Genomic DNA, 13,180 nt, shown 5'->3' with positions numbered 1-13,180 from the left:
CTTCGCCGCGCTTGCGATCGCCACGCCCCTACCGGTAGCGGATCGCGGCATAGACATTCATCAACCACAATGCCAGCGGGAAGATCGGCATCAGGCAGAGGTACTCGACCCACTCAACGAGCTTGCGGAACAGCGGGCTGTAGATCGTGTTGGGCACCGTCGCCGCGGCCGTCAGACCCGCCGCGGGCAGCAGCACCGCCAGGCCGGCGGTCACCGACACGGCCGCCGTTGAGGACAGCACCAGCGAGTAGCGCACCACGACCGCGCCGACGATCAGGACCGACGTGACCGCGAGAATGATTGCCTGCCAACGATCTACATAGGACCGGCCGCGCAGCATGAGGAAGCCTGCGGTGGTGGCGGCCAGCAGCAGCGGCAGCCAGCGGTCGTGCGTGCGGGGGTCGGACACCCCGGCCAGCGAGACGACCGTCAGCACACCGAGACCGACCAGCAGTCCGGTCAGGAACGAGCGGGCACGCTCGGCTCGCAGCACCACGTCCTGGATCGACGCGGGGCCCTCCAGGGTCGGACGTCCGCCGTCGACGCCGTGCGCCACGGTGGTCGGGAGGTCGGGACGGGCCTCGAAGACCCAGCGGCTGGTGGCCGAAGGGAAGACGGGCAACCGGATGCCGGACAGCCAGCGAGACATCGCCGGTGCGCTGTGGTACCCGAAGACGCAGACCAACAGGGTCGTGGTCAGCAGCGTGACGGCGCCGGTGTCGAACGCCATCCGAGCCAGGCTGCCGAACGTCGCGATCAGCGAGACGGTGACGATCGCGGTTCCGGTGCCCAGTCGGCGGCCAGTGAAGCGCATGATCATCAGCGCGGCGACCGTGGTGACCGCAAAGCCCAGCAGGGCGTGCGGAGAGCCGACGGGGCCGGGAGGCGCGGACGCCGCCGAGACCGCCAGCGGTGCGAGCCCGCTCCAGAGCAGGATGTCGCCGGCACGGCGGTTCTGCACGGTGTGGGAGCGGCCCAGGATCAGCAGCGCGACGGTGAACACCAGCACCGCGATGACCGCTGCGTACGGAGCCGGGACCCAGGAGTCGTGGTGCCAGCGGAACCAGCCGAGCAGGAAGGAGCCCAGCAGGACTCCGGCGCCGACCATCGCGGCGCCGACCTGAATCGCCACCGACGGGTTGATCGAGGAGAACCGTTTGCTGAGGTTGACCGAAACGGCCGTCGAGATGTGCTCGATGACCTGCGAGCGGTGCTCGGTGTCCTCGACGAAGCGCAGCCACAGTCGGTCGCCGTCGTAGACATCCTGCTCGGTGAGTGACTGGGTGGCGCGCAGCGGCGTGCCGTCCACCAGGCACAGTGCCCAGCGGCCGCGCTGCTTGGCCTCCAGCGCGGAGAGGCCCAATTCCCGCAGACGGACGTTCACGACCTTCAGCAGCGGGTCGACCATCACCGACACCGGGGCGTTGGCGTCCAGCAGGACGCCGATCTGCACGCCCTCGCCGGCGATGATGCCGATCACGGCCGATTGAGGCGACGAGACCGCCTCTGTGCCAGGCTGTGGCGCCTCAGCTACTGCGGTCATCGCTGCACCCCTCTGTCGACGAATTGTGGGTCCATCTGTCTTGCCTCGCTAGGTGTAATTGTGACGTCGCGTCACAATTGTTTGAGCAGATTCTAAGAGCATTTCGCGGCATCCGCATCTTTGCTAAATGCTGCCCTGAAAAACGTTGCCGTGCGCGGTAACTGCGTGAAGATTAGTTAAACTCTGCTGTGTGTCTTCCACTCTCCGTAGGGAAGCGTTTCCAGCACGGTCTTCACACCGACCTGTACCAACTGCGGAGTGGCCGGGCAGATAGCGAGCCAGGCTTCATTTGAGCCTGCTGTGCGCGCCTGCTGGTACATGGCGATCCGGCCGCCAGATCCATCCTTGAGCGAAAGCACCGACGCGCTCGGCGCCTTGTCGTCGTCGCGGTACTGGCGGGCGTAGACCGCGGCTTCGGCGGCCGGGTCCGACAGCGCCTGGCCGAGTGCGGCCACGGTCGCTGCGCTGATGCCCAGCCGGCGCAGGTCTCCGCCGGAGAAAACGTTAAACCCGGAGCTTTGCCAGGCTTTCGTGATTTCAAGCATTTCTTCGAGCGGCACGTTCACCGCGTTGATTGCGGCGGGCTCGGCGTGGTGGATCGACTCGAGCGCATCGAAGACCAGCGTCGCGATAGACGTGGTATCTGCGATGGCGACGTCGTCGACGGTGATCTCGTCGCCGACTCGTACGGCCGATACCCAGTGCTGGCCGCGACGGGCCAGTAGAACTCGGAACTCGTTGTCCGGAATGTCGCGGGAGCCAACCTGCTCCTCGTCGCCGGACTCGTCTTTCTCCTTGACTCCGTAGAGCAGTTTGCCGCGGGACAACAGCGCGACAATTTCAAGATCGGGGGCGGCCAGCACGCGCATTCTGGCGGCGACCGCGTCATTAACTGTCTCGCCGTCGACGATGCCTTGTTCGCGCATGACGGCCATGCCCGGATGCTCGTTCAGCCAGTCCATCGAATCGGTGGACACGAATGGCCGACATCGTAATTCGGGCGCGACGTGACGAATGTCCAGCAACGCTTGCAACATCCAGAAACCTTCGACGTTGACTGTGATGTCGGTGCGTGTGCTCTGATCCATCCGCTTCTCTCGTATCTCGGTATTTCTCTGTTATCGCACGACGCGGCAGCACACCTGAACCGGTGTGCTGCCGCGCCCTGCGTTGACTGTCAGGCCCAGCTGGAGCCGACGGCGGAGTCGGTGCTCGACATGTTGTTGCCGGCGCTCTGCACCTTCTGGCCGTGGCTGTTCGCCTGCTCGTAGATGACCTGGAAGTTGCGACCCAACTGGGTGATGAACTCCTGGCAGGCGACGGAACCCGAGCCGCCCCAGAAGTCACCGGCAGCCAGCACATCGCGGACGATGGCCTGGTGCTCGGCCTCCAGGGAAGCGGCCTGCGCACGGATGAGCGCGCCGTGGGCGTCGACATCACCGAACTGGTAGCTAATCGACATTTATCTTTCCTCCTGTGTGTGGAAGCTTACGCTGGTCAGCGAGCTAGCTGCTCAGAATCTGCTGAGAGGCCTGCTCTTGGCTCTCGTAGTTGTTGGCGTCGCGGATCAGTCCGTCACGGACCCCGTGCAGCATGTTGACGATGTTGCGGAAGGCCGTGTTCATCTGGCCCATCGTGTCGTAGGACGTGGCCTGAGCGGTACCGCTCCAGCCGGCCCCGGCGATGTTGGTGCTCGACGCCCACATCTTGCGGGCCTCGTCCTCGACGGTCTGCGCGTGCACGTCGAAACGGCCCGCCATCGCCCGCATCTCGTGCGGGTCAGTCATAAAACGCGTAGGCACTTACTTTCTCCTTGGTTGAGTGGTGATTGATGGAATGAACGTGGTAGTCGACGGGTTACCAGAGGTAACCGCCGACTTGAGACACACGGTTGTTTCCCCCTTCCCCGCGTGATGGCTGCCACCGTGTGTGGAGCCACAGTGGGATGGCTTTCATGTACGTGACGCTCAGCCCGCGGCGGCTGCGTTGGCAGCCTCGGTGGCAGCGTAGGAACCGGCGCTGGTACCCAATGTGTTGACGAACGCTTCGTGGATGGCCGCGGCCTGCGCACTCACAGCCTGGTAGAGCTGCGCGTGCGCGGCGAACTGCGCGGCGGTCAAAGCCGAAACCTCGTCGGCCGCGGCCGGAACCACGCCCGTAGTCGGCGCCGCTGCGGCGGCGTTCTGGGCGTTGATCGCAGACCCGATCCCCTGGAGGCTGGTGGCCGCCGCCGACAAAGCTTCCGGCTGTGTGGTCACGAACGACATTTCGGGCTTCCTTCTCGGTCGACAACGGCGATCTGTCCGTGCACGACAATAGACGCGCGCAGGCCCCTGTGCTGCGGCCGAAGCTGGGTGTTTGCAATTGTTCACCCGACAGCAACAAGTGTTCATCTCCGGTAACAGCCGAGTAACAGAGTCGCCCGAACACCGGCGATTCTGTCGCCACGATAGGCCTGTGACATGGGCAAATGATGTGAGCCGGGTAAGTCCCGGGTACTAAGCCGGTTCGCTACCGAGCGTTGGGTCGATGAACGTCCGAAGTTGTGCGGCTCGCCTGAACCGAAAAAATCCGGCAGCGAATAACGCCATCTCGGTGTTTCATATAGGGCTTCAACTGCGGTTTTGTCGACCTGCGGATCCGGATTACGACATCGCCACCACGCGCAGCGGCGGGGTCCGCGCAGGGATGCCCCGTCGGGTGCGCCGTGGTTAATATCTGCCCATGTCGGTCACCAACGGCTCGACCTTTACGGGTTACACCGTCCTGAGGCTCTTGGGGCATGCCGACACCGGCGCGGTGTACCTGGCTCAGCACCCCCGACTACCCCACTGGAACGCGCTGAAGGTGCTGTCGGCCGGCCTCTCAGGCGACGAGGAGTTCCGCGACCGTTTCCTCCGCGAGACTCCGATCGCCACCAGCCTCTACCACCCCCACATCCTCGGCATCGAGTATCGCGGCGAGTCCGACGGTCAGTTGTGGGTCACGATGGATTACGTCAACGGCACTGACGCCGACGAGCTGGTCACCGGCCGCTACCCCAATGGGATGCCGGCCGGTGAGGTGCTGGCGGTCGTGACGGCCATCGCCGACGCGCTCGACTACGCCCACGGCAAGGGCATGCTGCACCGCGGCGTGAAACCGGCCAACATCCTGTTCACCCATCCCAGCGACGGGGAGCAGCAGATCCTGCTCACCGACTTCGGCCTGGCCCGCCAACTCGGCGACCCGGACAGCCCGGCGTCGCCGGAGCTCACCGGCGAGACCGTTGCCTTCGCCGCGCCCGAGCAGCTGATGGGCGGCGACATCGACGGCCGTGCCGACCAGTACTCGCTGGCGGCCACCGCGTACTTCCTGCTCACCGGCAAGCCGCCCTTCCAGCAGTCGAATCCGGTCGCCGTTATCAGCCAGCACCTGACTGCCGCCCCGCCGAGCCTGCGCGACCAGCGCCCGGAGGTCGCCCGCCTCGACGGCGTGTTCGCGGTCGCGTTGGCGAAGAATCCGCGCGACCGGTTCGGCAGCTGCCGCGCCTTCGCCGACGCTCTGAGTCACGGCGCCGGCGCGTGGAGCGGCGATCGCAGTCCAGAGGCATATCTGACGGTCGTCGACTATCCGGATGACCACGACACAACGGCGACCTGGTTGTCACCGCAGGAGGCGACGTCGTCGTCGTCCTACTTCTCCTCCTGGGCCAAGACGGTGCGCGGTCTGGCGCAGCACCATCAGCAGGTCGAGGAGCCGGCTACGGTCGAACGCTCCGCCAAACCGGCGGAAACCCGCCCCAATCGCTGGCCGTGGATCATCGGTCTGGGCACCGCGGCGGCCTCGCTGTGCGTCGCGATGGTCGCGGTAGGCGTCATCATCGGCCGCGACGACCACGGAACGAATCGCGCCGCCGGCCCGCTGGGACCCGTCGCGGGGCCCGCACCCAAAGCGGCGCCGGCGCCCGCCGGGCACGACTTCCCGGTCACGGGTGAGGCACTGGACGGCGCATACCGCGTCGACGTCAACCGCGAACAGCAGTCCTACAACGGCAGTCCCGACCCCCAGCCGCCGAATGTCAGCACCTGGTGGGCGTTCAGGACGGCCTGCACTCCCGCATCGTGCGTGGCCACGGGCGTCATGCTGGACGAGACCGGTCACGTCCAGGTGGGCGAGGGCGGCGGCAGCAAAACGGTCGTGCTGGACTTCCGCAACGGCGGATGGCAGTCGCGGCCCGACACCATGCTGTTCGCATGCGTGGGGCCCGACAACGCACCCGCGAAACAGACGACGACACAGGCACTTTCGCTGCGTAAGGACCATGCCGAGTTCCGCGGCACGATGACCGTCACGGTGGAGACCAACGAGTGCCAGCAGCAAGGCGCGACGATCGAGATCCCGTCCGTCGCCGCGCGGGTCGCCGAGGTGCCACCCGGCGTCGAGGTGCCGAATCCGCCGAGTTCTGCTCCCCCGGCTTCGGGGTCGGCACGACCGCCCCGCTGACGAGCGGCTGGCTCAGCCGAACCGCAGCGGCAATTCCGTGAGCGCGAAAGTCTTGCTGGGAAACTTGATTACCGGTTCGTAGTCCGGCGCCAGCTCGAAATCCGGGATTCGATTCAGCCATTCGTCGACGATCACCGTCAGCTCCATGCGTGCGAGGTGCGAGCCCAGGCAGCGGTGTGGTCCGCCGCCGAATCCCCAGTGCCGGTGCACTTTTCCGTCCATCACCAGCTCATCGGTCGAGATCGAATCGCTGCCGTCCCGGTTGATCGCCGCCATGCACAGAAACACCGACGAGCCGGCCGGCAACGTCATGCCGCCGACGACGGTCGTCTCGGTGAGCACGCGCGGTGCAACCGGCGCTGACGGCTCCAGGCGAACGATCTCTTCGATGAAAACCCTTATCTGCCTCAGGTTTCCGCGCAGCTGGTCCCGAAGCCGCGGTCGGCGCGCCAGCTCGAGCAGCGCGAAGCCGATCGCCGCCGTCACCGTGTCCAGCCCGGCAAGGATCAGCAGGTGACTCATGCCCAGCAGTTCGAGATCGCTGAAGTCACCGTCACCGGTCATTACCGCCGACAGCATATCGGTGCCCGGATTCTGCCGACGCTGCTTGATGACCTCGGTCAGGTACTCGTAGAGGTAGCGCGCCGACGCCGCGTCCGCCTCGGTCAGGAACGGCTTGTCGCCGATCACGTCGTCCTTCCAGGCGATCAGTTGGTCGCGGTCCTCGAGCGGCAGGCCGTAGAGGTCTAGGAAGACCTGAAAGGGGTACAGCCGGGCCAGGTCCCCCATGGCCTCGCACTCACCTTCGGCGGCGATGGCGTCGATCATGTCGGCGGCGTGGCGGACCAGCACCGGCCGGGACTTACTCAAGCCGTACGGGCTGAACAACGGCTGCAGGATCTTGCGGTAACGGGTGTGCTCCGGGGGGTCGAATGCCAGTGGCAGCACAGGAATTGGGCTACCCGGGGGCTGCAGCGCCAGCCGTGACGAGAACACCTTGGGGTTGCGCAGGGCGGCCAGCACGTCCTCGCGACGCGTCACGTAGTAGTAGCCGTTCATGAACACGATGGGACCGGCCTCGCGCAGCGTCTTCCAGCCAACCCCGCGGTCCGCGGTCATCGGCAGGGAGGTGTATTCGAGCCGCGGTAGGTGAAAGCTGCTGCCGTACAAGCTTTCATCAATGGTCATGCACGCGTACTTTCCTCGTAAACCCGATCGTCGTGACCATCGTATGTCGCATCACTCGCCAACGTTCGCCCGACGTGTCTTCTAGAATCGGCTGTGTGTGTAGTCGACGGAGGACCACCCGATGAAGGTTCGAATCGAGCAATCACGGTGCGTCGGCCACGCGCAATGCTTTGCGGTCGATCCGGACATCTTCCCGATCGACGAGGCCGGCAATTCCACTCTCGAGGAACACGAGGTCGCGCCGGAAGACGAGCAGACGACCCGCGACGGCGTGGCGTCCTGTCCCGAGATGGCGCTGATCCTCGACGAGGACTAGGACGAATCTCGTTGCTGCACAGTCCTATTCGCGGCAGCTAATTGTCGACTTCTGACATGCCGTGCGGAAAGCGGCCTTGCAGCGCACGCAGCAGCCGTTGGATCTCATCGAGACGGGCGCGGATCTGCATCAGATCGTGAGCCGGATCGAGGTCAGTGTTGTCCGGCAGCGCATCGATGGTCCGGGTCAGCGTCTGCAGCTCGGACCGCTCGGCCTGCAGCAGTCTTTCGAATACCCGAGCCTGAGCGACCTCGGCGGGCTGGGCCGGATCCAATGCCCGTGCCATGTGCAGGGTTCGGCGGTTGTCGGTGGTCTTGGGCACCGCGCGGGCCCCGTCTCGCGGACGCGGCGACAGTGCAAGCGAACCGGATGTGTCGGCTTTACGCGTCATGAACCTCTCCTGCCCTGGATCCCCGAGTGTTCACCATCAAGAAACCTACGCCACGCCAATCTCATATCTTCCGCCCTTAAGCAGGTGCCCCAACTGTTCATATTCGAGCCACCCTGGCGACACCGAAATTTCATGCGAGCTACCCGCCGGCCCGCACACGCGTGGGGCGCCACGCGAATGCGTGGCGCCCCAAGGCGTGTGCGGCTATTCGATGATCAGCCGGCGAACGGCGGGCGCGTCATCACCGTGGGCTTGAACCCGTAGCGCGGGCCCGCGGGCCCACCCAGGCCGCCGGCGCCGGCGCCGGCCAACGGCATGCCGCCCAACAGGTTGCCGCTCCCAGTCTCCGGGGCCGCGCTGACGCTGCTGACTGCCAGTGGGGCGTGCGGAGCCGCCAGCGGGGCGCCACCGATCCAGGACGGGGGCACCGCGAGCTTGCCGACCGATGCGCCGCCGCCGAGGCTGGCCGCGACACCGCTCGGCGCGGCAGCGGCGGCACTGCCCCCGCCGAGCATGCCGCCCAGCCCGCCGAGACCGCTTGTCGCCGCGGGCGCGGCGGCGGCAGCCGGGGCGCCACCCAACAGACCCAGGGTCTTGGCCATCTGCACGCCGAAGTTGCCCATACCAACGCTGAAGTAGGGCAGACCCTCGGTGTTGTAGAAAAAACCGGCGTATGGCGAGTAGGCGTTGACGAGCGCCTGGAGGTTCGTCGGCAACACCGAGCTGCCGAAGAAGAAGCCGTACAGCGTGGACTCGAGCGACTGCAGACTGCCGAATGAGCTCTGGAAGCCGCCGGGTGTGAACCACGCCTGAATGTTGCTGGGCAGCAACGACAGCAGCTGCTGCAGGATGTCCTGCGAGCTGTCCGCCGCCGACGTCCCGGCCGCCTGCGTTACCGCTGCGGCCTGGTTCGCCGTTCCGTTGGGTGTGGTGCTGGCGGCCGGCGAGGCGAACGGCGTTACTTTCGCCGCTGAGGATGACTGTCCCGCGTAGCCGTACATGGCTGCCGCGTCCTGCGCCCACATCTGGCTGTACTGCGCCTCGAGTTGTGCGATCAACGGCGTGTACTGGCCGAACACGTTGGCCTGCGTCGCTGCGGCCGTCTCGGCCCGGTTGGCTGCGATGAGCGGCGGCGGCACCGTCGCCGCGAACGCCTGCTCGTAAGCCGCGGCGGCCGCGCGGGCCTGGGTCGCGGCTTGCTCGGCCTGCGCCGCTGTTTCCTGCATCCAGGTCACGTACGGCTGGGCCGCGCTCGCCATCTGCGCCGACGCCGGACCCATCCACTGGTCGCTCGACAGCTGAGTGATGACCGTCTCGTAACCCTGTGCGGCCGACTGGAGTTCGGCGGAAAGCGAGTTCCACGCCGATGCGGCCGCCTGCAGCGACGACGAACCAGGACCCGCGTACATGCGGGCCGAGTTGATCTCAGGCGGTAACGCCCCGAAATCCACCATGAAAGAGCCTCCTAGCCGGCCGCAGCCGCGTTGGCGGCCTCGGTGGCTGCGTAGGAACCGGCGCTGGTGCCCAACGTGTTGACGAATGCTTCGTGGATCGCCGCGGCCTGGGCGCTCACCGACTGGTACAGCTGCGCGTGCGCGACGAACTGAGCCGCCGTGAGTGCCGAAACCTCGTCGGCGGCAGCGGGAACCACTCCCGTGGTGGGAGCGGCGGCGGCGGCGTTCTGTGCGTTCACCGAAGACCCGATCCCCTGCAGGCTTGCGGCCGCGGCCGACAGTGCCTCCGGCTGCGTGGTTACGAACGACATCCGGTTTTCCTCCTCAATAACCGTGGGCGTCTTCGACCTAGAGCAAGGTCGTCGAGAGCAAGATTAATTGGTCACGGGGGCATAAAGCTTGTGCCGGGGCAACTGTTCATGAGTTTCCGATGAGTATTCATCCCCCGATATCTGCTGTTCACTTGATGTTCTACTTATCTTCGTCTTGCGGTCATGCGTGCGTCCGCAGGCCGGATACCGCACTGCCGCTTGAACTTTGACGCACTCACTCGTACTCAACTGCGCCACAACGAATTTGGATGCAGAGAAGCGTCAGCCGGCTGACGGTGGCCGCGGCATCACCGCGTGCCGGAAGCCGTACTTGACGACGTAGCCGGTGCCGCGGCCCCGACCGAGTGCGGTTGCGCCATTTGTCATCGGAACACCGTTGAGCATCGCGTTCTCGGTCGGTCCCGCCGAGATCGGCCGGAAGGCGTTGGCGAGCTGGGCCTCTTCCATCGCCGCCGGGGTCGCGCCCGGCCACCCCGGTGGCACCGACAGCCGACCGAGAGTGCTGGCCTGGCCGATACCCGCGGACACCGGCGTGCCGGCGTTGCCGAAGCCCAGGCCGGCGAATTGCGGTGTGGGGTACCACGCACCGCCGGCACCTGCCGTCGCGCCCTGGCCGAAGGTCAACTGCTGGCCGATGCTCCAGCCGAAGTTGCCGATACCGACGCCGAAGTAGGCCTGCAGGGTCTGCTTCAAGATCGCGGTCAGCGACGTGGTGTTGAAGTTCACCCCGAGGCCGCCGGTCGGGTACTGGTTGTAGGTGTTGTAGATCAACTGCTCGAGCCACGCGAACGGTCCGGTGAACGTCGGGGGCGTCGCGGCGCTGGTCGCGCCGGTGCCCGTGGTGGTCGCCGCCGGCAGCGCCGTCGTGGTGGTCTGGCTCGTGGGAGCCGAGGCCACCGCGTTCTGCACCACGGTCGACGCCTCGCTGGCGGGAGTGGCGGCAGCCTTGGCGACGGCGTCAGCCTGGTTGCTCGACCCGTCGTCGGTTGCGGTCTTCGGCGGCGCGGCGAACGGGGTCACCTGAGAGGCGGCCGCCGAGGCACCCGCGTAGCCGTACATCGCGGCGGCGTCCTGCGCCCACATCTCTACGTAGAGCGCCTCGGTCGCCATGATCGCCGGGGTGTTCTGGCCGAAGAAGTTCGTCGCGATCAGCGCCATCAGCAGCGCACGGTTGGCCGCGATCGCCGGCGGCGGCACGGTCATGGCGAACGCCGCCTCGTAGGCGGCGGCCGCCGCGCGCGCCTGGTTGGCGGTCTCCTCGGCCTGGGCGGCGGTGGTGCTGAGCCAGTTCACGTACGGCGTCACCGCGGCCATCATCGCGAGCGACGTAGGCCCGATCCAGTTACCGCTCGTCAGTTCGGCCAGCGTCGCCCCGTAACCGGAGGACGCGAAACCCAGGTCGGCGGCCAAGCCGTCCCATGCCTCCGCGGCGGCCAGCATCGGCCCCGGGCCGGGACCCGTGTACATCCGACCGGAGTTGACCTCCGGCGGCAGCAGCCCGAAATCCAGCACTAAACCCCTCCGTCAACAAGCCGGAATCGCGTCGGCCGCCCCATCGCCCGCGGTGCGGCGACGTGCAGCACTGTCATTGTCGTCACGAGCTGTTCGGCAGTCGGCGTGCCCAAGCGGTATGCGGTCACAGACGAAGTGCTCTCTATCCTCGGTAACGCTGGCGCATCAACAACATTGAGCCCCGACGCTCATCGCTGAGCAGTCGCTGACTGAGACATTAGATGCGCCGGGAGGCGATCCGAAACCAAGACGCCGACTATTCATTCCCGTTGAAGCAGTGTTCATCCGGCATCAACTGATGTTCACCCAGAGTTGGCTTTTCGGCCATCGGGACGACGGCTAACCGCCCGCTGGACTGAAGGGAACGACGGTCGAGCGAAGCTCGAATCGAGGCGCGGCAGGGGACGCCGCACGGCCACCCATCGAGGTGATCGGCATCATCGGCGGCATGCCGGCGTGCGCACCCACCGCGGCCGCGGGCGCCGTGGCAGCGCCGCTGAACGGCAGGCCCGCTGCCGACGTCATGGTGGGCGTCGCGCCCGTCCAGGCGGTCGGCACCGACAGCGCGCCGACGGAGGTGGCGTGACCCATGCCCGCAGAGATCGCCGGCGCTCCCCCGCTGAACCCCGCCAACGTCAAAGCGCCTGCACGGGAACCGATTCCGGCCGACTGCACCGCTCCCAGCTCGTTCGCGGCGGTCGTTGCGGCCTTGGCGGCGGTGGCTGTGCTGCCCGCGGTGAACAGCTTGGACAGCATGCTCATCGGCATCGAGGCGAACTTCATCGGCATGCTGAGTGCGTTCATCATCGACGACATCGACGACGATGACGTCGATGTGCCGGTCCCGGTGGCTCCGATATCGCCCACGGTCTGCGGCGCCGCCAGGCTCTGCAGGGTCTGGGGCATCCCGGAGATCAGCTGCGGGCCCGAGGACATGATCGTTTCGGCGTCGGTCCCGGCGGAGGTGCCCGCGGACTGCGCGGCCGCAGCGGCCTGGGTCGCGAGCCCGGTCTGGTTGGTGGTCTGCGGCGGACTGGTGAAGGGGCTGATCTGCGACGCCGTCGAAGAAGCGCCGGCGTAGCCGTACATCGCGGCCGCATCCTGGGCCCACATCTCGCCGTAGAGTGCCTCGGTCGACATGATCGCGGGAGTGTTCTGGCCCAGGATGTTCGTTGCGACGAGCGTCGCCAGCAGACTCCGGTTGGCAGCCACCAGCGGGGGTGGAATCGTTGCGGTATAAGCGGTTTCGTAAGCGCTGACCGCGGCGCCGGCCTGTGCCGCGGCCTGCTGCGCCTGGTCGCCGGTGGCGTTCAGCCAGGTCACGTACGGCGCGGCCGCCGCGGCCATCGACATCGAGCTGGCACCGGTCCACGGGCCGCTGGTCAACGTCGCGAGGATCGAACCATATCCTGCCGCAACCGAACTCAGTTCCTCGGCCAGCGATTGCCACGCCGTCGCGGCCGCCAGCAAGGAGCCCGGGCCGGGGCCGGAATACATTCGGCCGGAGTTGATTTCGGGTGGGAGGGCCGCAAAATCGAGCATCGTGGGATACCGCCCGCCTAGCCGGCCGCGGCCGCGTTGGCGGCTTCGGTGGCTGCGTAGGAACCCGCACTCATGCCCAGCGTGCTGACGAACATGTCGTGGATCGCCGCCGCCTGTGCGCTGATGACCTGATACATCTCGGCATGCGTGGCGAATTGCGCGGCGGTCAGCGCGGACACTTCGTCGGCGGCCGCGGGCACCACTCCCGTCGTGGGAGCTGCGGCGGCGGCGTTCTGCGCCGCCATCACGGAACCGATGCCCTGCAGGTTGTCCGCGGCGGCCGTCAATTCGGCCGGTTGCGCACTGACAAACGACATCTGGCACTCCCCTCATAACAGGACCCACCCGTCACTAGTTAGAGAGGTTAAGTAGGAAACATGGGGCGACGGCATGCCGAAGCTATGCGCCGGCTATGAG

Annotated in this window: 14 protein-coding genes; 2 read left to right on the top strand and 12 right to left on the bottom strand. The window is 66.6% G+C overall.

The features are described 5' to 3' along the window. Nucleotides 1–28 precede the first annotated feature (28 nt). The 5 genes from eccD to PT015_RS05540 all read right to left on the bottom strand — a co-directional run bounded on the left by eccD (nt 29) and on the right by PT015_RS05540 (nt 3,810). Nucleotides 29–1,543, bottom strand: coding sequence for a type VII secretion integral membrane protein EccD (gene eccD, locus PT015_RS05560; RefSeq protein ID WP_285189418.1), 1,515 nt, complete (start codon nt 1,541–1,543; stop codon nt 29–31). Nucleotides 1,544–1,719: 176 nt separating this feature from the next. Continuing rightward, nucleotides 1,720–2,631 carry an ESX secretion-associated protein EspG gene (locus tag PT015_RS05555; RefSeq protein ID WP_285189416.1) on the bottom strand — a complete coding sequence of 304 codons (912 nt, stop codon included), beginning with the start codon at nt 2,629–2,631 and terminating at the stop codon, nt 1,720–1,722. Nucleotides 2,632–2,720: 89 nt separating this feature from the next. Next, entirely contained in the window at nt 2,721–3,005 is a 285-nt protein-coding gene (locus PT015_RS05550; protein ID WP_285188788.1) for a WXG100 family type VII secretion target, read from the bottom strand. 43 nt (nt 3,006–3,048) lie between these two features. After that, complete coding sequence (locus tag PT015_RS05545; protein WP_285189414.1) at nt 3,049–3,345, bottom strand: WXG100 family type VII secretion target; 297 nt, start codon at nt 3,343–3,345, stop codon at nt 3,049–3,051. Nucleotides 3,346–3,510: 165 nt separating this feature from the next. Further along, entirely contained in the window at nt 3,511–3,810 is a 300-nt protein-coding gene (locus tag PT015_RS05540; protein ID WP_285189412.1) for a PE family protein, read from the bottom strand. Between the two features lie 457 nt (nt 3,811–4,267). On the opposite strand from PT015_RS05540, the gene PT015_RS05535 reads away from it, so the two are divergent. Next, nucleotides 4,268–6,028, top strand: a complete 1,761-nt coding sequence (locus PT015_RS05535; protein WP_285189410.1) for a serine/threonine-protein kinase — start codon at nt 4,268–4,270, stop codon at nt 6,026–6,028. A 12-nt stretch (nt 6,029–6,040) separates the two neighbouring features. Here the strand turns inward: PT015_RS05535 and PT015_RS05530 are convergent, their stop codons facing one another. Next, the gene (locus PT015_RS05530) at nt 6,041–7,216 is read right to left on the bottom strand and encodes a cytochrome P450 (RefSeq protein ID WP_285189409.1); all 1,176 of its coding nucleotides are present in this window, start codon (nt 7,214–7,216) and stop codon (nt 6,041–6,043) included. 121 nt (nt 7,217–7,337) lie between these two features. Here PT015_RS05530 and PT015_RS05525 point away from each other — a divergent pair, with 121 nt between their 5' ends. Beyond that, nucleotides 7,338–7,532 (top strand): ferredoxin, encoded by a 195-nt coding sequence (locus tag PT015_RS05525; RefSeq protein ID WP_285189406.1) that lies wholly within the window; start codon nt 7,338–7,340, stop codon nt 7,530–7,532. A gap of 37 nt (nt 7,533–7,569) precedes the next feature. Here the strand turns inward: PT015_RS05525 and PT015_RS05520 are convergent, their stop codons facing one another. The 6 genes from PT015_RS05520 to PT015_RS05495 form a co-directional block, all read right to left on the bottom strand. Then, nucleotides 7,570–7,923: a hypothetical protein gene (locus PT015_RS05520; RefSeq protein ID WP_285189405.1), complete on the bottom strand. Its 354-nt coding sequence runs from the start codon at nt 7,921–7,923 to the stop codon at nt 7,570–7,572. 215 nt (nt 7,924–8,138) lie between these two features. Beyond that, nucleotides 8,139–9,374 (bottom strand): PPE family protein, encoded by a 1,236-nt coding sequence (locus PT015_RS05515; RefSeq protein ID WP_285190944.1) that lies wholly within the window; start codon nt 9,372–9,374, stop codon nt 8,139–8,141. Between the two features lie 14 nt (nt 9,375–9,388). Beyond that, nucleotides 9,389–9,688, bottom strand: coding sequence for a PE family protein (locus PT015_RS05510; RefSeq protein WP_285189403.1), 300 nt, complete (start codon nt 9,686–9,688; stop codon nt 9,389–9,391). A gap of 282 nt (nt 9,689–9,970) precedes the next feature. Then, the gene (locus PT015_RS05505; protein ID WP_285189402.1) at nt 9,971–11,221 is read right to left on the bottom strand and encodes a PPE family protein; all 1,251 of its coding nucleotides are present in this window, start codon (nt 11,219–11,221) and stop codon (nt 9,971–9,973) included. Between the two features lie 339 nt (nt 11,222–11,560). Further along, on the bottom strand, nt 11,561–12,763 hold the full coding sequence (locus PT015_RS05500) for a PPE family protein (protein WP_285189401.1): 1,203 nt from the start codon (nt 12,761–12,763) through the stop codon (nt 11,561–11,563). Between the two features lie 17 nt (nt 12,764–12,780). Further along, on the bottom strand, nt 12,781–13,080 hold the full coding sequence (locus PT015_RS05495) for a PE family protein (RefSeq protein ID WP_285189399.1): 300 nt from the start codon (nt 13,078–13,080) through the stop codon (nt 12,781–12,783). Nucleotides 13,081–13,180: the final 100 nt, after the last annotated feature.

Origin of the sequence: Candidatus Mycobacterium wuenschmannii (assembly GCF_030252325.1) — a bacterium.
In the GTDB taxonomy this organism is placed as follows: Bacteria; Actinomycetota; Actinomycetes; order Mycobacteriales; family Mycobacteriaceae; genus Mycobacterium; species Mycobacterium wuenschmannii.
The sequence above is the reverse complement of the archived record's forward strand: the minus strand, read 5'-3'. Positions and strand labels throughout refer to the sequence as shown.

Coding starts and splice junctions, on each gene's coding strand:
- PT015_RS05555 (WP_285189416.1), bottom strand. CDS start 2,631: ATGGATCAGAGCACACGCACCGACATCACAGTCAACGTCGAAGGTTTC.
- PT015_RS05495 (WP_285189399.1), bottom strand. CDS start 13,080: ATGTCGTTTGTCAGTGCGCAACCGGCCGAATTGACGGCCGCCGCGGAC.
- PT015_RS05550 (WP_285188788.1), bottom strand. CDS start 3,005: ATGTCGATTAGCTACCAGTTCGGTGATGTCGACGCCCACGGCGCGCTC.
- PT015_RS05520 (WP_285189405.1), bottom strand. CDS start 7,923: ATGACGCGTAAAGCCGACACATCCGGTTCGCTTGCACTGTCGCCGCGT.
- PT015_RS05530 (WP_285189409.1), bottom strand. CDS start 7,216: ATGACCATTGATGAAAGCTTGTACGGCAGCAGCTTTCACCTACCGCGG.
- PT015_RS05500 (WP_285189401.1), bottom strand. CDS start 12,763: ATGCTCGATTTTGCGGCCCTCCCACCCGAAATCAACTCCGGCCGAATG.
- PT015_RS05535 (WP_285189410.1), top strand. CDS start 4,268: ATGTCGGTCACCAACGGCTCGACCTTTACGGGTTACACCGTCCTGAGG.
- PT015_RS05525 (WP_285189406.1), top strand. CDS start 7,338: ATGAAGGTTCGAATCGAGCAATCACGGTGCGTCGGCCACGCGCAATGC.
- PT015_RS05540 (WP_285189412.1), bottom strand. CDS start 3,810: ATGTCGTTCGTGACCACACAGCCGGAAGCTTTGTCGGCGGCGGCCACC.
- PT015_RS05510 (WP_285189403.1), bottom strand. CDS start 9,688: ATGTCGTTCGTAACCACGCAGCCGGAGGCACTGTCGGCCGCGGCCGCA.
- eccD (WP_285189418.1), bottom strand. CDS start 1,543: ATGACCGCAGTAGCTGAGGCGCCACAGCCTGGCACAGAGGCGGTCTCG.